Source organism: Actinoplanes sp. G11-F43 (assembly GCF_050589265.1).
GTDB lineage: Bacteria > Actinomycetota > Actinomycetes > Mycobacteriales > Micromonosporaceae > Actinoplanes.
In genome coordinates this window covers 50,662-72,013 of the sequence record NZ_JBNZCE010000007.1, presented here as the reverse complement: position 1 = coordinate 72,013, position 21,352 = coordinate 50,662, and the positions used below count along the sequence as shown (strand labels likewise).

General features: G+C 71.7%; 13 protein-coding genes and 1 pseudogene. 5 read left to right on the top strand and 9 right to left on the bottom strand.

Features of this window, described 5'->3' with window-relative positions:
- Window positions 1-23: 23 nt before the first annotated feature.
- The 3 genes from tilS to dacB are packed head-to-tail and all read right to left on the bottom strand — an operon-like array spanning window position 24 to window position 3,523.
- Complete coding sequence (tilS, locus tag ACQ0O7_RS08665) at window positions 24-998, bottom strand: tRNA lysidine(34) synthetase TilS (protein WP_430781287.1); 975 nt, start codon at window positions 996-998, stop codon at window positions 24-26.
- 2 nt (window positions 999-1,000) lie between these two features.
- The gene (locus ACQ0O7_RS08660; RefSeq protein WP_430781286.1) at window positions 1,001-2,041 is read right to left on the bottom strand and encodes a zinc-dependent metalloprotease; all 1,041 of its coding nucleotides are present in this window, start codon (window positions 2,039-2,041) and stop codon (window positions 1,001-1,003) included.
- A 60-nt stretch (window positions 2,042-2,101) separates the two neighbouring features.
- Window positions 2,102-3,523 (bottom strand): D-alanyl-D-alanine carboxypeptidase/D-alanyl-D-alanine endopeptidase, encoded by a 1,422-nt coding sequence (gene dacB, locus ACQ0O7_RS08655; RefSeq protein ID WP_430781285.1) that lies wholly within the window; start codon window positions 3,521-3,523, stop codon window positions 2,102-2,104.
- Between the two features lie 1,210 nt (window positions 3,524-4,733).
- On the opposite strand from dacB, the gene ACQ0O7_RS08650 reads away from it, so the two are divergent.
- Together ACQ0O7_RS08650 and ACQ0O7_RS08645 are read left to right on the top strand one after the other, a co-directional pair.
- The gene (locus ACQ0O7_RS08650; protein WP_430781284.1) at window positions 4,734-5,024 is read left to right on the top strand and encodes a hypothetical protein; all 291 of its coding nucleotides are present in this window, start codon (window positions 4,734-4,736) and stop codon (window positions 5,022-5,024) included.
- A gap of 1,797 nt (window positions 5,025-6,821) precedes the next feature.
- Window positions 6,822-7,325, top strand: coding sequence for an inorganic diphosphatase (locus ACQ0O7_RS08645; protein WP_430781283.1), 504 nt, complete (start codon window positions 6,822-6,824; stop codon window positions 7,323-7,325).
- A gap of 99 nt (window positions 7,326-7,424) precedes the next feature.
- Here the strand turns inward: ACQ0O7_RS08645 and eccD are convergent, their stop codons facing one another.
- Window positions 7,425-8,852 carry a type VII secretion integral membrane protein EccD gene (gene eccD, locus ACQ0O7_RS08640; protein WP_430781282.1) on the bottom strand — a complete coding sequence of 476 codons (1,428 nt, stop codon included), beginning with the start codon at window positions 8,850-8,852 and terminating at the stop codon, window positions 7,425-7,427.
- Window positions 8,853-9,005: 153 nt separating this feature from the next.
- Here eccD and eccCa point away from each other — a divergent pair, with 153 nt between their 5' ends.
- Window positions 9,006-12,953, top strand: coding sequence for a type VII secretion protein EccCa (eccCa, locus tag ACQ0O7_RS08635; protein ID WP_430781281.1), 3,948 nt, complete (start codon window positions 9,006-9,008; stop codon window positions 12,951-12,953).
- Between the two features lie 199 nt (window positions 12,954-13,152).
- Window positions 13,153-14,493 carry a type VII secretion-associated serine protease mycosin gene (gene mycP, locus ACQ0O7_RS08630; protein WP_430781280.1) on the top strand — a complete coding sequence of 447 codons (1,341 nt, stop codon included), beginning with the start codon at window positions 13,153-13,155 and terminating at the stop codon, window positions 14,491-14,493.
- 1,140 nt (window positions 14,494-15,633) lie between these two features.
- Here mycP and ACQ0O7_RS08625 read toward each other — a convergent pair.
- From ACQ0O7_RS08625 to ACQ0O7_RS08605, 5 genes and pseudogenes are all read right to left on the bottom strand, one after another.
- Entirely contained in the window at window positions 15,634-16,812 is a 1,179-nt protein-coding gene (locus tag ACQ0O7_RS08625; RefSeq protein WP_430781279.1) for a MarP family serine protease, read from the bottom strand.
- Window positions 16,813-16,840: 28 nt separating this feature from the next.
- Complete coding sequence (locus ACQ0O7_RS08620) at window positions 16,841-17,560, bottom strand: NUDIX hydrolase (protein ID WP_430781278.1); 720 nt, start codon at window positions 17,558-17,560, stop codon at window positions 16,841-16,843.
- Complete coding sequence (locus ACQ0O7_RS08615; protein ID WP_430781276.1) at window positions 17,557-18,108, bottom strand: TlpA family protein disulfide reductase; 552 nt, start codon at window positions 18,106-18,108, stop codon at window positions 17,557-17,559. The genes ACQ0O7_RS08620 and ACQ0O7_RS08615 overlap by 4 nt, the downstream gene beginning before the upstream one ends.
- Before the next feature lie 245 nt (window positions 18,109-18,353).
- A pseudogene (nth, locus tag ACQ0O7_RS08610) lies at window positions 18,354-19,049 on the bottom strand (endonuclease III); the annotation flags it as partial.
- Between the two features lie 96 nt (window positions 19,050-19,145).
- Window positions 19,146-20,324, bottom strand: a complete 1,179-nt coding sequence (locus ACQ0O7_RS08605) for a CapA family protein (RefSeq protein WP_430781275.1) — start codon at window positions 20,322-20,324, stop codon at window positions 19,146-19,148.
- 205 nt (window positions 20,325-20,529) lie between these two features.
- Between ACQ0O7_RS08605 and ACQ0O7_RS08600 the strand changes: the two genes are divergently transcribed.
- Complete coding sequence (locus tag ACQ0O7_RS08600; RefSeq protein WP_014447921.1) at window positions 20,530-21,207, top strand: Crp/Fnr family transcriptional regulator; 678 nt, start codon at window positions 20,530-20,532, stop codon at window positions 21,205-21,207.
- The last annotated feature ends 145 nt before the right edge of the window (window positions 21,208-21,352 follow it).

Below are 21,352 nucleotides of genomic sequence, written 5' to 3'. Positions count from 1 at the left end.
GGCCGGATTCCGAACCGGATCCCTCAACTGCTATGAGCCGGAACCACCCGAACGAGGTCATCCGAACGGCGTGCCACCCCGATTCCGGCGGGCAGATGCACCGGTCCCTGACCATGCCAATCGGTCACCAGAGCGTCCATCGCGGTGACATGACCGAACGCCAGGGCGCCCCCGGCCGCACCCAGCTCCCGGGCCCACCGGTGCAGCACCCGGCCCCGGATCGCCGGTGACATCGCGGCCAGATCCGGCACCGACAGGCCACCCGCCGACCGCGCCGACTCCAGCGCCGCCGCGGACAACTCGTCCAGCGCCGCGTTGTCCGCGGCCACCAGGGCCGCGGTCCGGGCCAGGTTGCCCAGCACACCCGGGCCGAGCGCGTCGACCAGCGCGGGCAGGACGGAAGCGCGGACCCGGGACCGGGCGTACGCCGGATCGGTGTTGTGCGGGTCCTCCCAGGGTGCCAGGCCCAGCGCGGCACAGGCCTTGCGGGTGTCGGCCCGGGCCACGTCCAGCAGCGGCCGGCGGAACAGCCCGCGCCGGCCCGGCATCCCGGACAGCCCGCGCGGCCCGGCCCCCCGGGCCAGCGCCAGCAACACCGTCTCGGCCTGGTCGTCGCGGGTGTGCCCGAGCAGCACGGCGGCCGCGCCCAGCTCGCCGGCGGCCGAGGTCAGAGCCTCGTATCGCGCGGTGCGGGCGGCCGCCTCCGGGCCACCGGCGAGCCCGGCGACCGAGACGGTCTCGATGCGGACCGGGTCGAACCCGGAGTCACGCGCCCACGCGGCCACCGACCGGGCCCGCCGGTCGGAGCCCTCCTGAAGGCCGTGGTCGACGGTGACCAGGCCGGTCCGGCGGCCGGCGAACCGGGCCGCCGAGGCGAGTGCCAGAGAATCGGCTCCACCCGAACACGCCACCAGGATCAGGGCGTCCCCGGGAAGATCGGCCAGACCCCGGCGCACCGCCATGCGCACTGCCGCCACCGGCGGCGGGATCCTGGCCATGGTTAGTGATGCACCCGCGTCACCCAGGCGTCGGGGTCGCCCAGCTCCTCGATCCGGGGCAGGGTCAGCGGGGACTCGAAGATCTTGTTGAAGCCGTCCATCCCGACCCGCTCGTGCACGCCGTGGACGAACTTGCGCCCCTCCGCGTACTGCCGCATCTTGACCTCGATGCCGAGCACCCGGCGCATCGCCTTCTCCAGCGGGTTGCCGCTCTCGCGGCGCCTGTTGAACTTGGCGCGGATCGAGTCGACCGACGGGATCACCTCGGGGCCCACCCCGTCCATCACGAACTCGGCGTGCCCCTCCAGCAGCGTCATCAGGGCGGTCAGCCGGTCCAGCACGGCCCGCTGACCGGGGGTCTGCACGACGTCGAGCACCGAGGCCCGGCTGTCCGGGTTGCTCAGCGCGTCGGAGAGCGTCGCGACGCCACGCCGCATCCGCTCCAGCATGTGCTCGCCACCCTGCGAGGCGTCGACGAACGCCTGCACCTCACCGAGGAAGTAGCCCCGCATCCACGGGACGGCGGTGAACTGGGTGCGGTGGGTGACCTCGTGCAGGCACACCCAGAGACGGAAGTCACGGGGATCCGCGTCGATCTTGCGTTCCACCTCGACGATGTTCGGCGCGTTCAGCAGCAGCTGACCGGGCTCGCCGGAGAACACCTCATACTGCCCGAGCACACGGCCGGACAGATAGGCCAGCACCGTGCCGGCCTGCACACCGGTCACCCGTGACCCGATCGCGTCGGCCAGCGGGCCCGGCTCCTTGCCGTCCGACATCCGGGCCACCAGCGGGCCGATCACCCGCTGCAACCCGGCGACATTCACCTTCGCCCAGTCCCGCCGGTCCACCACCCGCACCGGTGGCACCTCGACCTGCAAGGTCAAACCCGTATAAGCCGCGACGTGCCCGGCCGCCTCATCGGTGAGTGCCCGCAGCTCGGACACCACCTGAGTAGCCTCCTCGTAGGAGACCGCGGGCCCGGTCTTGGCCAGGGCGCCCGCGGTGGCGGCCGCCAGATCCCAGTCAACGAACTGCGCCATGCAGCCCACCGTACCCGCGCGGTTCCAGACCGCACTCAGGTGAAACCCCCGAAACCTCGCTCAGCAGCCGCAATCGACCAGCCGCGCGGCGATCTTGTCGATCGCCTGCCGGGCGGTGATCGCGTTCGCCCCACCCTTCGCCATGATCGCGAACGCCAGGATCTGCCGCTCCCTGGTGACCAGCACCCCGGCCAGGGTGCTCACCCCGCTCAGCGACCCGGTCTTCGCCCGGACGATGCCCTGCGCGGTGGCGTTGTCGCTCGGCGTCGCGAACCGGGTCTCCAACGTCCCCGACCAGCCCGCCACCGGCAGCCCGTTGAAGATGTTGCTCAACTCCGGCCGGGTGCCCGCGGCGGCCAGCTGCAACGTCTGGACCAGCAGGTCCGGGGTGATGCCGTTGCGGTTGGAGAGCCCACTGGCGTCCTTCAGGCTGGCCTGCTCGGCGGGCAGGCCCAGCTCGGTCAGCTTGGCGCCCATCGCCCGGGCCGTACCCGCGAAACTGGCCTCCTCGCCGGCCGCCAGCGCCACCTGCCGCCCGAGCACCTCGGCCAGCACGTTGTCACTCTGCTGCAGCATCCAGTCGACGATCTGCACCAGCGGCGGCGACTCGACCTTGCCCATCTCGGTGCCCGGGGCCAGGACCGGTCCGGCCGAGGCCGGCGTGCCGCCACCCTCCTCCGGGGCCTCCCCGCGCTTCACCGACGACGTCGGGGCACCGATCATCTCGGCGAACAGCCGGCCCACCGACAGCGCCGGATCCGCGTAGCGCGGATCCCCGCCGAACTCGTTGTGCACCGGCTCGATCCGGCCCGCGTTGGTCATCAGCGACTGGATCCGGGCCACCTGACCGCCCGGCGAGATATCCGAACTACTCCATCCGGCAGCCGTCTCCGGCCCCTCGAACAGCGTCGTGTCCACCAGCACCCGGGTCGGCTTGGTACCGCCGAGAGCCTTCTTGACCTGGGCGGCCAGATCATCCAGCAGCGCCGCGCCGGGGAACAGGTCCTTGTCGTCCTCCGCCACCGCCAGCGTCGCGTCACCGCCACCGATGATCACCACTTCGCCCGGCGCGTCCCCGGCCACCACCCGCGTCTCCAGCCGGTGCGCCGCCCCGCGCGCGGCCAGCACGGTCGCCGCGGTCAGCACCTTCGTGGTCGAGGCCGGGGTGGTCTTCGCGTCGGCGTTCCGCTCGTAGAGCAGCGTCTTCGTCGACACGTCCACCACCTGGATGTGCACCGTCGAACCGAGCGCACCCGCCTCGACCAGCGGATCCAGCGCCTCCTTGACGGTCGCCGGATCGGGCGCGGACCCACCAGCCGCGGCGGCCACCAGCACCGGCGTCGGCGTGGGCTCCGGCGTGGTCACGGTCGGCGAGGGCGTCCCACCCGGCTTCCCGGTGAGCGCGTCGACCCACCCGCCGACCGGTCCCGGCCGCGTCACGACGATCCCGCCCGCCGCGGCCAGAACCAGGACGATCAACACCAACACCGATTTGGTACGGGGTTTACGCCGCGCCCCCGTCTCCACCGAGCCCGCGCCGTCGCTGGTCCCGGCCGTAGCGCCGGTTCCGGGCGAATGCGGTGGAGACGCCGGCGGAACCGCCGCCCGAGCGGCCCCCGACGCGATCGCGGGCCGCCCATAGGTTCCGCCGCTGTTCGCCCCTCCGTAGCTGGTCCCGCCGCTGTTCGCCCCTCCGTGGCCGGTCCCGGCGCCGGCGGTCCCGCCGTTGGCCGCCCCGGCCCCGGACGTCCCGCTGTTGCTCGGCCCGGCGCTGGAAGTTCCCGGGACGGTGCCGCCCGGTCCGGTGTCTCCGGAACCCGGGCCACCGGCATTCGCACTTCCCGAACCCGCGGGATTCGTGCCACCGGGCGTCGCCCCACCGGGCCGTGAACCACCGGTCAGCCCGAGGTTGGCGGTCCGGTCCGGGTCCATCCCCAGCCCGAAGTTCGCGGTCCGCCCGGGATCGTGCCCGAGACTCGCGGTCCGCTCAGGATCAGCACCCGCCCCGAATCCCCCGGCCCACCCGGTGTCGGCACTCTGTCCGTAGGTAGCGGAACGACCGGATTCAGCGCTCTGCCCATATGTAGTAGAACGCCCGGAATCCGCGCTCTGCCCGAAACTCGCGGTCCGCCCGGAATCGAGATCCGGCCCGGAACCGGGGGTGCGCCCGGCCTCGGCGCTCCGGCCATAGGTCGAGGTCCGTCCCGGATCCACCGCCGGGCCGAAGCCGGAAGCCCCACCCGGGCCGCTGAACCGGCCGAACGCCGTGGTCCGGTCCGGATCGGCGGGCTGAGCCCGCTCCGAGGCCCAGGCCCGGCCACCGGGATCACCGGCGACGGTGTCCGCCGGGCCCGACGCCCAGGCGCCACGCACGGTGGCCTGGCCGGGCTGTGTTCCCGGCCAGTTCCCGCTCGGCCCCGGACCGCTCGGCGGATAGTCGGCACCCGGGGAACGGCCGGCAGGCTCGCCACCAGTCCCCGCTCCCGGCCGACCACCCAGCCCGAACGAGCTGACCGGCCCGGAGCGCTGGGCGTCCACCGGCGAACCGGTGGCCCGACCGGGTGCCGGGCTCTGCGGGACACTCGCCCGCCCCGGCTGCTGGTCACTGACGAACGGGTTCCACCCACCGGCCACCGAACCCGCGGCCTCCGAACCACCCGCAGCGGGCGACGCCGGCGTGGCAGAGCCCGGCATGGCGGAGGTCGGCATGCCGGAGATCGGCGTAGTGGACGTCGACGTGGCGGAGGTCGGCGTAGCGGACGTCGACGTGCCGGAGGGCGGCGTGGCAGAAGTAGAAGTGCCGGAGGTCGGTGTGGCAGGAACCGACGCCGGTGCGACAGGCGATGCCGATGCCGATGCCGCCGACGATGCCGATGCGGCAGGCGACGGCGGAGTAGCCGCGGCGTACCCCTGCCCCGGTGTCCCCTGCTGCGGTGTCCCCTGCTGCGGAACGGACGGCTCCCGACCGGCCCGGTCCGCCTGACTGGCCGGTCGCCCCTGACCCGGGACCTGCGGATACGCCATCGTGCCGGGTTCCGGAACGGCCGCCGTCGACCCGGCGCCCCGGCCCGCCTCCGGAACCTCGGCCGGCCCCGAATTCGGAACCTGACCGGGCCGCACCGGAGACGCCGCCCAAGGGCTGACGCTCGGGCCGCCGGCCTGCCCCGGCGCCGTGGGCACCGACGACTGCGGAACAGCAGGAGAAGCATCTGCCGCACCGGACGACGCGGTGGAGCCGGCTGGCGGAGCGGCGGCCTGCGCCGAGGCCGCCCACGCCGAAGTGGATGCGGACGGCGAGCCCGGCGCGGACGCGGACGGTGCAACGGACGCGGGCGGTGCACCCGGAACCGACGGTGGAACGGACGTAGCCGGTGAAGCAGACGCGCCTGGCGATTCGGCAACGCTCGGCGACGCGGAGAACTGCACGCTGGCCGGACCGTGCGGACCGGAGAACGGGCCTCCCGCCGCCGGAAGGTCCGACCCGGCGGGGCGGCCTCCCACCGAGGGAAAGCCCGGGTCAGCCGACGGCCGGACACCCGCGGACGGGAAACCCGACGCCGATGACGGCCGACCACCGGCAGACGGAAGATCTGACGCGGATGCCGGGCCGCTCCCGGAGGACGGCACTCCCGGCTGCCCGGGATCCTGGCTGGAGGGAGCGGGCTGAGCAGCGGTTCCAGGGACGCTCACGCCGCCGGACGGCGAGGTAGGCGCCGTCATCGGTCCCGGGGCCGAAGCAGCCGAACTCGTCGGGGCGCCGTCGCCCGCCGGCCGTCCAGCAGCCGGAGATCCCGCAGCCTGTGACAACGGGTTTCCCGTGGCCTGCGGCTGCGGGTTTCCGGTGGCCTGCGGCTGCGGATCTCCGGTGGCGGGTGACGACGGGCTTTTCGTGGCCGGTGACGGCTGGGGTCCCGCCGGCGCTTGAGGAACCGGAGGAACCTGACCGGCCGATGCCGGAGGCGCGGACGGCTGGCCGGTGGAGGTGGCGGATGCGGATGCGGATGCGGATACTCGATCGGGCGTCCCGGCGGCCGAGGACTGCTGCCCAGCGGATGCGGGAGGCGCCGTCGACGCGTGTCCTGCCGGTGTTTGGCCTGCCTGCACCTGACCGGTGGATGCCTGTCCCGAAGGTGCCTGCTCCTGGGATGTCTGACCCGGGGATGTGACGGCTGCCGGTGGTTGGCCGGCGGGGGCGGGCGGCGCCGATGTCTGGCCCGCGGCGGCGCCCAGCGATCGGGCCAGCTCCGGCGGGATAGCCGCCTGGCCCGAGGACTGCGCGGACAGGGAGTGCGCCAGTCCGGGTGGAACGGCGGCCTGTCCGGGAGCCGCGGACGGTGGCTGAGTGGTGGGGTGCGGGGCGGGGCTGCTCCCGGGCGTACCGGCAAGCGGTCCTTGATCTTCTTCTTGCCAGGGGAACGGGCGGCGTCCCTCACCCGATGGTGGGGAAACCGCGGCTGGATCGGCCGATGGGTCGGCGTTCGACCCGGACGGCTGCATATTGTCCGAATTGTCGGGATAGGTAGGAGATCCCGGCGTCGAGCCGGTAACCGCCTTACCTCCTCCGGGGCCGGGTTGCGAACCCGACACGCCGTGATTTTCCGGACCGTCATGTGAATCTTGCCTCGTCACACGCCCCTCCTCGCCCGTGGCGTCAGACTTAGGGGAGACTAGCGACATCCGGCACACCGTTGCGCGCGGATCCTGCGGGCCCTGCTTCCACGCCCCGCTCCCGCCCGGCGGACCGGACTATTCAAGCGGGCAAGCAAAAGGGGAGCGAATAATGGATTTCGACGTCTTGGTTGAGATCCCCAAGGGGCAGCGCAACAAGTACGAGGTGGACCACAAGACCGGTCGTATCCGGCTGGACCGGACCCTCTTCACCGCGACACAGTATCCCGCGGACTACGGCTACATCGAGGGCACCCTGGGCCAGGACGGCGACCCGCTGGACGCGCTGGTGCTGATCCAGGAGCCGACGTTCCCCGGTTGCCTGGTCCGGGCGCGCGCCATCGGGATGTACCGGATGACCGACGAGAAGGGCCGCGACGACAAGGTTCTCTGCGTCCCCTTCGAGGACCCGCGTCAGGAGCACCTGCGCGACATCCACCACCTGGGCGAGTTCGACCGGATGGAGATCCAGCACTTCTTCACGGTCTACAAGGACCTGGAGCCGGGCAAGTCGGTCGAGGGCGCGACCTGGGTCGGCCGGATCGAGGCGGAGAACGAGATCCGCGCCTCGTTCAAGCGCGCCGAGGTGGCCGAGGCCGAAGAGGGAGAGCACTGACCGCACGCTCCCGCGAAACCGCTGACGACCGCACCTGCGGGGCCCTATCGGCCTCGCAGGTGCGGTCGTATTGCGCAAGAGACATATGTCACACCGGGCTCAGCCGATGCCGGAGACCGCCGAATAGAGGCCGAGCACCGCGCAGGCCACCGGGATGACCGAGACGACCACCAGGGCGTCCACGATGTCGGCGGCCCGCCCCAGGTAGGGCGACGGGGGCTGGTCGGCGTACCGCGCGCCGGCCGCGACCGTGATCAGCGCGATCAGCACCGCCCCGGCGAGCACCGCGGGCAACATCCCACCGGCGTCGGCGAGCACGTCGACACCGAGCGCCGCACCACCGGCCAGACCCGCGGCGAGCACCGGGACCCGGTGCCGCCGGGACACGAACAGGCGCGAGCGCAGCAACAGCGCGACCCCGGCGACCCCGATCAGGACCCGGGCTGCCCAGCCGCCGTCGGTGGCGAGCACCGCGAAAGCGCCGACCGCCAGGACCGCGTGCCCCAGGAGCATGCCGGCCAGCAGTTCGTCGGTACGGGTGACCGCGGCGAACACCGCACCCCGCTCCGGCAGGCGGCGCACCGAGTCGCTCAGGCCCTGACGGAACGGGTCCTCGACGGTCGACGGCGCGTCGGTGCCGGCCGGCAGGCTGACCGGCGGCAGCGGGGTGCGCCCGAACCGGACCGCGAGCAGCGGCAACACCCCGATCCCGCAGACCAGCACCGAGATCAGCACGGCGGCGCCACCGGCCGCGTCGGTGAACAGCCCGGTGGTGGCGGTGAGCGCGCCGAGCAGGCCGGCCGTCACACCGGCGGTGAAGAACCGGGCGCCGGCCGCCACCCCCGCCCCGGCCAGCGCGGAGATCAGCAGCACCGAGATCGAGCCGGCCAGCAACTCCGGGCCGCCCAGCCAGGAGACCGGGGAGAACACCCCGCCGCGGTCGTACGAGGTGATCAGGGCGGCGCCACCGGCGAACGCGTACGGCAGGGCGTAGGCACCCAGGGCCACGCCGGCCCGGCCGTCCCCGAACGCCCGGGACGCCACCGTCGCCACCAGGGCCAGCAGCACCGCCACCGCCAGCCCGGCGATCCCCGGCCAGCGGCCCTGGCCGGTGGTCGCGAGCAGGGCGGGCAGGCCCAGCGCCAACGGCACGGCGGCGGCCACCAGAGTCGCGGTCCGGCTGGAGTCGGCCGTCCAGACCCCGCCCCGGCGGCGCGCGCCCTCGGCGATCGCCTCGACCACATCGTCGTACTCCAGCTCCGGCCACGACTCCCCGGCCGGGACCAGGTGCAGGACCTCGCCGTCGCGCACACCCTGGGGATGCAGGCCCTGCCCGGCGGCGAGGACCTCGCCGTCGCCTCGGCGCAGCACCCAGCCGCCGTGCCGTTCGCCCTCGTCGGCGAGCCCTTCACCGGCGTAGCGCAGCACCTCCGGCAGCAACTCGGCCAGCGGGACCTGCTCGGGGAGGGCCACGTCGACCCGACGTTGCGGCGCACTGATCGTCACCCGGGCCAGACCGACGCTCACCAGGTAATCCTTCCGGTTGTCCACAGCCGCGAAAGCGGGTTTATCCACAGCACCGGGCCCGAGGCTGCGGGATCGACGGAACTTTACCTAGCATGAGCCGGTCGTGAGGGCCCGAGACATTCGGGGCCGACGGACCGGAATTCAGGAGGCGTCATGGGCACCGTGGTGGTCAAGCGGGCGGCCCGGCGGCCGGCGCCCGAGATCCCGGGCGAGCAGTTGGTGGTCGAGCCGCCACCGGAGATTCCGGAGGCGGTGGCGGCCCGCTGGCAGCAGTGGCTGATGGCGCTACCGATGCTGGGCGGCACGCTGGCCATGGCGATGATGATGGGCCAGGGGCGGGGCGGCGCTTACTCGTATGTCATCGGTGGCCTCTTCGGGGTGTCCTCGCTGGCCATGATGATGACCTCGTTCGGGGCGTCCGGCGCACCCCGCAAGGCCGAGATGATGTCGGCCCGCCGGGAGTACCTGCGGCATCTCGCCTCGCTGCGCAAGCGGGTCCGGGAGACGGCGCGCCTGCAGCGGGTCGGTCTGCTCTACCGCCATCCCGATCCGGAGCGGCTGTGGTCGACGGTCGGCAGCCACCGGGTGTGGGAGCGCCGGGCCGGTGACCCGGACTTCGGCGTGGTGCGGGTGGGTGTCGGGCCGCAGACGCTGGCCACCCCGCTGGTGCCGCCGGTGACCCGGCCGCTGGACGAGCTGGAGCCGATGACCGCCGGTGCGCTGCGCCGCTTCCTGGACGCCTATTCGGTGGTGCCGGACCTGCCGGTGGCGATGTCGCTGCGCGGCTTCTCCCGGATCTACGTGCGCGGTGACGCGCCCGGCGCGGAGGGCCCGCGAGCGCTGGTCCGGGCGGTGCTGACCCAGCTGGCGGTGTTCCACGCGCCGGACGATCTGGTGATCGCGGTCTGCGCCGGGCAGGGTGCCCGCTCGCACTGGGAGTGGGTGAAGTGGCTGCCGCACGCCGGGCATCCCGGCCGCAACGACGCGCTGGGCCCGATCCGGCTGGTCGCGGGGGCCGAGCCGGAGCTGGCCGAGATGCTGGAGGACGTGCTGGGCAACCGGCCCCGGTTCCATCCCGGGGAGAGCGCCGGCAGCACACCGCACGTGCTGGTCGTGATCGACGGCGCGGAGCCGGCCACCACCCGGCTGGACGACGCCCTGGACGGTTTGACCGTGCTGGACCTGGACACCGCGCCGCCCCGGCTGCTGGACCGGTCGGCGCTGGTGCTGGAGGTGCGCACCGACGGGGTGCTCGGCACCTGGACGATGGACCAGGAGAGCGAGGTGGGCCGGGCCGACGGGCTGACCGTCGCCGAGGCCGAGGCGGTGGCCCGGCGGCTGGCCCCGCTGCGGCTGGCCGTCGCGGCCGATCCCGGCGGGTCGGCGACGGCCGTCGAGACCGGCCTGCCCGATCTGCTCGGGGTCGCCGATCCGGAGAATTTCAGTGTCGCCAACGGCTGGCCGGCCCGGGCCGCACGGGACATGCTGCGGGTGCCGATCGGGGTCAGCGCCGACGGGATGCCGGTCGAGCTGGACATCAAAGAGTCCGCGCAGGACGGCATGGGCCCGCACGGCCTGCTCATCGGCGCCACCGGTTCCGGCAAGTCGGAGCTGCTCAAGACGCTGGTGCTGGCGCTCGCGGCGACCCACTCGTCGGAGGTGCTCAACTTCATCCTGATCGACTTCAAGGGTGGCGCGGCGTTCTCCGCGATGGACCGGCTGCCGCACACCGCCGCCGTGGTCACCAACCTGGAGCACGCGCTGCCCCTGGTGGACCGGATGTTCGACGCGCTGGAGGGCGAGATGGCCCGGCGCCAGGAGGTGCTCTCCAAGGCCGGCAACTACGCCAGCCTGTTCGACTACGAGCGTGCCCGTGCCGGTGGCGCCCCGCTGGCACCGCTGCCGACGCTGTTCATCGTCTGTGACGAGTTCACCGAGATGCTGCAGAAGAAGCAGGACTTCATCGAGATCTTCCTGCAGATCGGGCGGCTCGGCCGGTCCCTCGGCGTGCACCTGCTGCTGGCCAGCCAGCGCCTGGAGGACGGGCGGCTGCGCGGGCTGGACACCCATCTGTCATACCGGATCGGCCTGCGCACCTTCTCCGCCCTGGAGTCGCGGGCGGTGCTCGGCGTGCCCGACGCGTATGAGCTGCCCAAGGCCCCGGGCAACGGCTATCTGAAGTTCGGCACCGAGCCGATGACCCGGTTCAAGGCGGCGTATGTGAGCGGGCCGGTCCGCCGGTCCGGGCGCTCCGGCGGCCGGGTGCCGCACCACGGCCCGCGGGTGCTGCCCTGGTCCACCCAGTTCGTGGCGGCGCCGGTCACGGCGCCCGAGCCGAAACCGTCGGCCCAGCAGGAGGAGGGGCCGATACTCGCCGACATGGTGGTGGACCGGATCGTCGGGCAGGGACCGCCGGCCCACCAGGTGTGGCTGCCGCCGCTGGAGGAGTCGTCGACGCTCGACGAGCTGCTCGGGCCGGTCGGGGTGATGCCCGGCCGGGGCCTGACCTTCACCAACCCGTCGGTGCACAACCGGCTCCAGGTGCCGATCGCGATCGTCGACAAACCGCGTGAGCAGCTGCGGGATGTGATGTGGCTGCAGCTGGCCGGCGCGGCCGGGCACCTGGCGGTGGTCGGTGGCACGCTCAGTGGCAAGTCGACAGCGCTGCGGACGCTGATCTGCGGGCTGGCGCTCACCCACACCCCGGCCGAGGTGCAGATCTACTGCATGGACTTCGGTGGTGGCTCGCTCGGCACGCTACGCGATCTGCCGCACGTGGGTGGGGTGTTCTCCCGGCTGGACACCGAGGGCATCCGGCGGACCGCCGGCGAGATGATCACCCTGCTGGCCGAGCGGGAGAAACGGTTCGCCGAGCTCGGGGTGGACTCGATGGCGTCGTACCGGAGCCGTCGCGCGGGGGGCAACGACCCGTTCGGTGACGTGTTCCTGGTGATCGACGGGTGGAGCACGATCCGCAAGGAGTTCGACGAGCTGGAGCCGGTGCTGACCGACCTGGCCACCCGCGGCCTGTCGTACGGGATTCACCTGGTGGCCGCATCCTCTCGCTGGATGGACTTCCGGGCCGGCGTCCGGGACCTCTTCGGCTCCCGGCTCGAACTGCGGCTCGGCGACCCGACCGACTCGGTGATCAACCACCGGGCGGCGAAGGACGTGCCCGAGGACACCCCGGGCCGGGGCATGATCGTGCACCCGACCAACCGGGCCAAGGGCCTGCACCTGCTGACCGTCCGGCCCGAGGTCGCCTCGATCGGCGACACCGCGGGCCTGGTCAAGGCGATCGCGGCGGCCTGGGAGGGCGCACCGGCCCCGCGGGTGCGGCTGCTGCCGCCGTCGGTGCCGTACAGCGCGCTCAACGCCGAACGCGGCAGTGGGCTGCGCATCCCGATCGGCATCGCCGAGGCGAACCTCCAGCCGGTCGAGATCGACTTCGCCACCGATCCACACTTCCTGCTCTTCGGCGACGCCGAGGCCGGCAAGTCGTCGTTCCTGCGGTCGCTGGCCACCACACTGACCAACCGGTTCCGGCCGGAGGAGTGCCGGATCATCCTGGTCGACTACCGGCGCAGCCTGATCGACATCCCACAGACCGAACACCGCATCGGGTACGGGATGCAGGCCGAGCCGACCCTCCAGCTGATCCAGTCGGCGGCCGCCTACATGGAGCGCCGCCTGCCCGGCGAAGACGTCACCGCCCGTCAGCTGCGCGACCGCTCCTGGTGGACCGGGCCGGAACTGTTCGTGCTGGTCGACGACTACGACCTGGTCGTCTCCGGGCCGACCAACCCGCTCACCCCACTGGTCAACTATCTGGCCCAGGCCCGGGACATCGGGCTGCACCTGGTGCTCACCCGGCGATCCGGTGGCGCCGGCCGCTCCCTCTACGAGCCGGTCATCCAGAAACTCCGGGAGCTGTCCATGCCCGGCCTGGTGATGTCCGGTTCCCCCGAGGAGGGCGCGCTCATCGGCAACGTGAAACCGCTGCCACTACCACCGGGCCGTGGCCGTCTCATCACCCGCCGTGAGGGGACCCGGCTGATCCAGCTCGCACACCAGCCGCCGTTCCAGGATTCCGGAAAATGAACAGACACCCGGTGCGATTGGGCGCAAAGGATCGCAGCCACACAGTGCCGTGGGAGAGTAATCTCCCTCCATCGACAGACCGCTCGATTGACCGACTCGACTCCGATCGACGAACCGTCTCGATCGGCCGACCGTCTCAGAATGGGCGACGCCGACCCGTGAGCAGTGTGAGCAGCGAGGCCCGGCCGGACCGGCCGCGATGGGTGCAGCCCGTCGGCGGTGTCCGGTGCTGAGGCGCGATGTCCGGAGCCCGTCACCGGTCCACCGGGGCAGGCGCCTCGCGGTGGCCACGCTGGCCGGGCTGATCGTCTTCGGGGTGCCCGCCACCGGCGCCTTCGCCGGGCCGGCCGGCGCGCTGGCCGAGCCGATCAGTCTCACCGGAGACTCGGTTCGCAACGACCAGTGGCAGCTGACCGCACTCAACCTGCCCGCCGCGTGGAACTACGCGGACGGCGCCGGGGTCACCGTCGCGGTCCTCGACTCGGGTGTGGACGCCCAGCACGTCGACCTGGCCGGCCAGGTGCTGCCCGGCATCGACCTGGTCGACAAGGACCGGGACGGCACCACCGACCCGGTCGGCCACGGCACCTCGGTGTCCGCGATCATCGCCGGCCGCGCCGACGACAACCTCGGCGTCGTCGGCATCGCCCCGAAAGCCAAGATCCTGCCGGTCCGGGTGCTGGACGAGGAGAACCGCTACGACGACGCCCTGATCGTCGCCAAAGGCGTGCGCTGGGCCGTCGACAACGGGGCCCGGGTGGTGAACCTGTCACTCGGCGGCAGCGGCTCCAGCCCGGCGCTGGCCGCCGCCATCGACTACGCGTTCGCCCGCGACGTGGTGGTCGTCGCCTGCACCGGCAACGCCACCGGCACCTCCACCACCCAGACCACCAAGGTCGGTGTGTGGTACCCGGCCCGCGAACCGGGCGTGATCGCGGTCGGCGGCATGCAGCGCGACGGCAAAGAGCTCTGGAGCGGTTCGATCCGCGGCAAGGAGACCGTGGTGACGGCCCCGGCGACCGATCTGGTCGGCGCCCGGCCCGGCGGCTACTGGCAGATCCGGGGCACCAGCTTCGCCGCACCCATGGTGTCGGCGACCGCCGCGCTGATCCGGTCCCGCTGGCCCGACATGCCCGCCGGCGAGGTCGTCAACCGGATCATCCGCACCGCCCAGGACCGTGGCGAACCGGGCCGCGACGACGAATACGGCTTCGGCATGATCGATCCGGTCGGCGCACTCACCGCGGACGTGTCCTACGCAACGTCCAATCCGCTCGACAACACTCCGCCGCCCGGGGTGGCCCGGTTCGGCAGCGCACCGGTCTCCGGGAAAGCCCAGTCCGCACCGGAGGAACCGGTCCGGACCGAGAGCCAGCCCGCCAAGGTCTCCGGCGGCAACGTCGGCGACTGGGCCGCCCCCGGCGATCCGGTGACCCAGGCCGGCACACCGGTGGCCCGCTGGATCGCGATCGCCCTGCTGGTGTTGTCGGCGGTCGCGGCCGCGATAACCATCCGCCGGTTCGCCGCCGCCACAAACTGACCCACCACCACGAACTGACCCACCACCACGAACGGATCCGCCACCACGAACGGATCCGCCACACGAACTGACTCGCCGCCGCCTGGCCTGGCGCCGCCTGGCCTGGCGTCGCCGACGGATCCGCTGCCACCACTTGATCTCCGATAAGGGCCCTGACGGCTAATTGGTTCGCTGGCGGGTCAGCCCGGTCTCCATGACGTTTCCGCAGGCAACCGGACCTCCTCAAAGAGCCACCCAGGTCGCCCGGCCCCCGGAACCCCGCTGAAGACACACACACTGCCCGCCGCGTGCGCAGACGTCCGGTATCGCACCCCGGCGGCGTCACACACATCCCAGACGGTGAGCGCATGTCGGGCCCATGACACCGGCGCAAGCACCCGATCCGCCAACGTGGGCACCTTCCCCGAGCCCAGCCGACATCGGAACTCGGAACTCGATCAAGGGTTCCGCTGCCCTGAAAGGCGCGACCACGGTTCGACGGCGGGTCAGAGGCGGTTTCCATGAACGTTGCCGCTTTTGATCGACCTTCCTGAGTTGACCATCAGGTTCCGATATGAGCCACAAATCGACACACGAAGGGAAGCCCTGCCTCCGAAAGGGGCCGGCCGGGGTCACATTGCTGCGACCAGGCGGCCGGGGTCAGGCGGCCGGGGTCAGGCGGCAGCTACGCAGGCTGGGGCCGAGCAGCTCGGGCGATGTGGTTCCGACGGCGAAGTGGTTCCGACCATCGACCTGCCATGGCCGGTGGGGGCGACTGGCTCAGGCTGCGGGGTGGCCAGCGGGTCGCAGGGCTCGGGTGGCCAGCGGGTCGCAGGGCTCGGGTGGCCAGCGGGTCGCAGGGCTCGGGTGGCCAGCGGGTCGCAGGGCTCGGGTGGCCAGCAGGTCGCGGGGCTCGGGTGGCCAGCGGGTCGCAGGGCTCGGGTGGCCGACGGGGGTGGGGGCTTGTGGTTCGGGTTCGGGGTGCCGGTTGGGGCGCATCGGCCCGGAAGTCGCCTGTCGGTCGGGTGCCGCGCGGACCTCGCGGGGATGCCACTGGCGTGGTGGTTGCGGTTGTGGGGCCGTGGGGCGTACCGGAAACGGGTCCGCGCTGACGTCTTGCGACGCGGACCTCAGGCGGACCGGTCACCGGGGAGGGGTGGGTCAGGCGCACTCGCCGGTTCGGACGCTTCGGGTGTTGGCGCGGCCGGTCTGGGCCACTGAGGAGGCCTCTTCCGCGGTCAGGGCGAAACCGACGTATTTGTCGTCGGCCGCGGCTGCGAAGATCACGCCGATGACATTGCCGGACGGGTCGATCAGTGGGCCGCCGGAGTTGCCGCTGCGGACCAGGGACTTGATCGTGTAGATCTCGCGGGTCACGTCACTGGACTCGTAGATGTCCGGGCCGGTGATGCGGCTGACGTCGCGGATGCGGGCGGACTGGGCGTCGTAGGGGCCGTCCTGCGGGTAGCCGAGAACGATCGCGTTGGCGCCGCTCGTCGCCTGCTTCGAGACGAAGTCCATCACCGGGGCGCGGAGGCCGGGCACATACAGCACCGCCAGGTCGCGTTTCGGGTCGTAGACCACCACCCGCGCCTCCAACTGACGGTCGCCGCTCTCCACCACCACCTCACGGGTGCCGGCGACGACGTGCGCGTTGGTCATCACCCGCTCGCGGGCGTAGACGAAACCGGTGCCCTCGATCCGGCGGGAACAGCTGGGCGCCGAGCCGAGGATCTTCAGAACCGAGCTGCGGGAGTCCCTGACCACCTTGGAACCGGCCAGCGCCGGGTCGGGGGCGGCCACCTCGCGGGCCTGCGTCCGGGCAAGGCCGCCGAACACGTCGGGGAAGCCGTTGGTGTCGATGGTGTCGCGCAGACCCGACGACAGGGCGCGCACCTCGTCCGGGATGAGCTCGGTGACGCCGCCCAGTATCGTGCTGTCCCGGACCGCCGCGTTGATCGCCGGGAACGGGGTCGACCCGAACGGCACCGCCACCAGCCAAGACGCGAACAGCACCGCCACCACCGAGACGAGCGCGCCGCCGGCGTCGTCCAGGTATTGCAGGGGGCGGCTCTGGATGACCTGGCGCAGGTTGGTGCCGAGCCAGCCGGCCAGCGTCTGCCCGAGAACCGCCAGCACCAGGATGACACCGAGCGCGACCACCAGCCGCACCGTGCCCTCCTCGAACTGGCGGGCGGCCAGCGGGCCGAGCTGGAGGCCGATCAGCACACCACTGAAGAACCCACCGAGTGACAACGCACCGATGACGAAGCCCTGGCGATATCCGCTGATCGCGAACAGCACCATGAGCAGGATCAGGAGAACATCGACCACGGGCACTCACTCAGCGTAGAAGCCGGAGACCATCTCACGGCACCACCTCGTCGGGGGCACCGCCACGGGCGGCCGGCACGGGCACGGTGGCGTCGGGCAATTCGACGACACGACCCGGTTCCCAGGGAGTCGACCAGCCCGCCATGTCCAGCAATGTCGCGATCACCCCTGCCGTGAAACCCCAGACGAGCAGTTCCCGGACCTGGAAGGCCGGCCCGATCCAACCGCTCGGATGTCGCACCCGGATACGGTTCCGCGGGTCGGCTAGTTCACTGATCGGCAACCTGGCCACCTGAGCGACCTCGGTCACCTGCATCGGATGCACCGGATGCGGCTTGCGCCACCAGGCCAGCACCGGGGTGACCACGAACCCGCTGACCGGGATCCACAGGTCCGGCAGGAGCGCCAGCACCTCGGCCGTCGACGGGTCCAGCCCGACCTCCTCGCTGGCCTCGCGCAGCGCGGTGGCCGGGGCGTCGGCGTCCTCCGGGTCGGTGGCGCCACCCGGGAACGCGGGCTGTCCGGCATGGTTGCGCATGGTCGCGGCCCGCTGCAGGATCAGCAGGTCGGGATGGTCCGGCTGGTCCTCGTCGGCACCGATCAGGACCAGCACCGCGCTGGGGCGGCCGCCGGCGCCGACCGGTTTGCGCAGGGCGGTGAAGTCTTCGGTCCGGCACTCGGCGACCCGGGTGAGCAGGGGCTCGAACCAGTCGGGCAGACCGTCCGGACGCCTCAGCACCTCGCCCCGGCTCATCGGGTCACCGTAACGCCGATGTGTTTCCGCACCTGTTCGATCAACTCGTCGACGTCCATGGCCGCCCGGTGCACATACATCTTCCGGTCGGCGTTGATGAACACGGTGGCGGGCAGCATCGTCGCTCCGATCTTGGTCGCGAAGGTCATCTCCGGATCGAAGAGAGTCGGGAAGCTGACACTCGCGTCGGTGCCGAAGTCGGCGCCCCGGTTCCGGGTGTCCTTGGTGTTGACGCTCAGCACGGTGAATTGGCCGTCGGCGCGGTCGGCCAGACCCTGGAAGATCGGAAGCTCCTCGCGGCAGGGCCCGCACCAGGAGCCCCAGATGTTGATCACGGTGGGGACGCTGAGGGTGCGCAGGGACACCGTGCCGCCGCCGGTGAAGCACCGTAACGACACATCCGGCATTTCTGGAATTTCGGTCTTGCCGGGCAGGGCGTGGCATGCGGCGAACGGCGAGGGTACGTCGGGTTCGTCCGGCTTGGCCGCGGCGGTGCAGCCGCTGAGCATCAGGAGAACGGCCACCGACGCCGCCAGCCGTCGGATCACGGTTCCTCCGGAGACGACGACGGTGCGGCAACGGGCGACGGCGAAACGGCGGGCGATGACGGCGACAGGGGCGACCGCGAGCCAGCGGGCGACGGCGAGGCAACCGGTGGCGGTGGGACGGCGGGCGACGGCGAGGCGGGCGACGGCGAGGCGGGCGACGGCGAGGCGGGCGACGGCGACGAGTCGGCGGACGACGAGGCGGGCGGGTCCAGGTCACCCGTCTCGGGTGTGGTGGTCGCGGCGGCGGGGACCAGGTCCGGGTCGACGCCGGCGGCCACCGCCAGCTCGCGCGCCCGCGGCCCCTTCAGCAACTTCGCCGCCGGCGCCGCCTCGGTCGGCCCGGTCCCATACGAGGGGCACAGGGCGGCCAGCGTGCACGCCCCGCAAGCGGGTGTCCGGGCGTGGCAGACCCGCCGCCCGTGGAAGATCACCCGATGCGACAGCATGGTCCAGTCGCGCTTCTCGATCATGTCCGCGATCAGGAACTCGATCTTCACCTCGTCCTGCTCGTCCACCCAGCCGAACCGGTTGGTGAGCCGCCGGAAGTGGGTGTCGACGGTGATGCCGGGCACCCCGAAGGCGTTGCCCAGCACCACGTTGGCGGTCTTGCGCCCGATGCCCGGCAGCTTGACCAGCTGGTCGAGCTTGCCCGGGATCCGGCCGTCGTGCCGCTCCAGCAGCGCCTGACCGAGACCGATCAGCGAGTTGGTCTTGGCCCGGAAGAAGCCGGTGGGCCGGAGGATCGTCTCCATCTCGGCCCGGTCGGCGCCGGCGTAGTCAGCGGCCGTCCGGTACTTGGCGAAGAGGGACGGGGTCACCTGATTGACCCGCACGTCGGTGGTCTGTGCGGAGAGAATGGTCGCGACGGCCAGTTCGAGCGGGTTGGTGAAATCCAGCTCGCAGTGCGCGTCGGGATGGGTCTCGGCGAGGATGCGGGCCATCTTGCGGGCCCGGCGTTTGCGCCCCAGCTCGGTCTCTCCCGCGTAACGGGCGAGCGTCGCTGCACGGGGTCGGGTCACCGGTAAAGAGTACGTCGGTCACGCCGGGGCCTTGATGCTCCCGTCCGCCCCGATGACCGCGCCGGTGCCGTCGAAGTCGGCCTCGGACAGCTGGGCCACCATCTTCCGGCCCCGATCGCCGTTCTTGTCCCGGGTGGGCACCCCGTTGTCGTCGAGGTAGGTGGAGACGAACTTTCCGCCCGCGTACGTCCCTTCCCTGGTGAGCGACACGTGTAGCACTCCGGAGTACTTGAGCACGCCGTCCCTCGACAGGGTGCGGCCGCCGCCGGCGAAGTTGCCGAGGCTGTAAGCGATCAGCCGGCCCTTGTAGAACTCCATGCCCCGGAGCACGTGTGGCCCGTGCCCGACGACCAGGTCGGCGCCGGCGTCGATGACAGTCCGGCTGAACTTGATCGGGTTGCCCCGGTTCTCGCCGAAGTACAGTTCGTTGCCCGGCTTCACGTGGGTCCGGTCGGAGCCTTCGGCGCCCATGTGTACCTGCACGACGACCAGATCGGCCTGTCCGGCGGCCTTCTTGATCACCGCTGTCGCGGCGGGCAGGTCGTTCAGGTTGTTGGCTCCGGCGTACGGCGAGAATCCGACTACCGCGACCTTGACGCCTTTGACGTCGACCACGGTGATCTGGTCTTCGGCCCCGGTGTGTTCCAGCCCGGCGCCTTCCAGGGCTTCCACGGTGTTCTGGTAGCCCTTGGGCCCGTAGTCCTTGGAGTGGTTGTTGGCCGTGTTGAGGAGCTGGAACCCGGCGTCCTTCAGGTGCCCGGCGTAGGACGGCGGGGACCGGAAGGCGAAGCAGTTGGGCCGTTTGGGTGTGCCGCACTTGGACGTTCCGGTGTCTCCGGTGAGCGGCTGTTCCAGATTTCCCATCACCAGGTCGGCTTCGAGGCTGGCTGTCACCGAGTCGAAGAATCCGTCGCCGCCGTCGGCGGGCAGCCGGTTCGGGGCGTCGCCCATGATGATGTCGCCGGTGGCGGAGAGGCTGATCGACTCGATGTCGGCGGATTCCTCGACGGGCGGCTTGGCCGTGCCCGCGGCGGCCGCCGACGAGGATGATCCGGACGGTTCCGCCCAAACCGCCTCTTCGCTGTCCCGGCCAGCTAGGGCAACTCCTCCCAAACCGGCGCCAATCAGGGCAGCAGCGGCAATAGTGACGCCGAGAACGGGTCGCTTCCTACGGTGGGACGGGGGCTGCGAATTCATCGACGCGGACGATACCGTTGGCCGGCAGGCGGAATCGACAGACGAAAGGCCGGTCCTGATATGCCCGGACCGCTGAATTGTCACCGGCGGTCATGGCAATCCTGTTACCGTCCAGTATCTGGATCAAGGGGTGGCCGCCCGTTTCCCGCCCGCGTGCGCCTAGACTGATCGAGCGCAGACGTTGCGCGTTTTCGGAGGTGCGGCGATGGATGAGGTACTGGCTCGCAGCGGAATCTTCCAGGGAGTAGACCCGGAAGCCGCAGAGGCGCTCGCCAAGGAGATGGACACGATCGAAGTCCGCAAGGGCGACGTGGTCTTCAACGAGGGCGAGGCCGGCGACAGCCTGTATATCGTTCTGTCCGGCAAGATCAAGCTCGGCCGCCGAGCTGCGGACGGCCGGCAGAACCTCGTCTCCATCATGGGGCCGTCGGACATGCTGGGCGAGTTGTCCCTGTTCGACCCGGGGCCACGCACGGCCACCGCGACCGCGGTGACCGACAGCCGGCTGGCCCGGCTGAAGAAGTCGTCGTTGCGGCCCTGGCTGAACAACCGGCCGGAGATCGCCGAGCAGCTGCTCCGGGTGCTGGCCCGCAGGCTGCGCCGGACCAACGACGCGCTCGCCGACCTGATCTTCACCGACGTGCCCGGTCGCGTCGCGAAGAACCTGCTGCAGATGGCGGGCCGGTTCGGCACCCGGGACGGCGGCGTCCTGCGGGTGACCCACGACCTCACCCAGGAGGAGCTGGCCCAGCTGGTCGGCGCCTCCCGCGAGACGGTGAACAAGGCGCTCGCCGACTTCGCCTCGCGCGCCTGGCTGCGGCTCGACGGCAAGAGCGTGATCATCCTGGACCCGGAGCGCCTGGCCCGCCGCGCCCGCGTCTGACCGCTGCTTTTCCAGGGGCTGTCCGAAAGGGCAGCCCCTGAGTCGTGCCCTTTGACCGGTCCGTGTCGCATCCCCTTGGCCACTCGTTACGGAGGTGGCCGAGAGGCATCGGTGTGGACAGGGAAGGGCGCGGCATTGAAGGCAG

Bases quoted from the DNA above. Each gene is read 5' to 3' on its own strand.
- tilS (WP_430781287.1), bottom strand. From the start codon at position 998: ATGGCCAGGATCCCGCCGCCGGTGGCGGCAGTGCGCATGGCGGTGCGC.
- ACQ0O7_RS08660 (WP_430781286.1), bottom strand. From the start codon at position 2,041: ATGGCGCAGTTCGTTGACTGGGATCTGGCGGCCGCCACCGCGGGCGCC.
- ACQ0O7_RS08650 (WP_430781284.1), top strand. From the start codon at position 4,734: ATGGCGGAGGTCGGCATGCCGGAGATCGGCGTAGTGGACGTCGACGTG.
- ACQ0O7_RS08645 (WP_430781283.1), top strand. From the start codon at position 6,822: ATGGATTTCGACGTCTTGGTTGAGATCCCCAAGGGGCAGCGCAACAAG.
- eccCa (WP_430781281.1), top strand. From the start codon at position 9,006: ATGGGCACCGTGGTGGTCAAGCGGGCGGCCCGGCGGCCGGCGCCCGAG.
- mycP (WP_430781280.1), top strand. From the start codon at position 13,153: ATGGGTGCAGCCCGTCGGCGGTGTCCGGTGCTGAGGCGCGATGTCCGG.
- ACQ0O7_RS08620 (WP_430781278.1), bottom strand. From the start codon at position 17,560: ATGAGCCGGGGCGAGGTGCTGAGGCGTCCGGACGGTCTGCCCGACTGG.
- ACQ0O7_RS08605 (WP_430781275.1), bottom strand. From the start codon at position 20,324: ATGAATTCGCAGCCCCCGTCCCACCGTAGGAAGCGACCCGTTCTCGGC.
- ACQ0O7_RS08600 (WP_014447921.1), top strand. From the start codon at position 20,530: ATGGATGAGGTACTGGCTCGCAGCGGAATCTTCCAGGGAGTAGACCCG.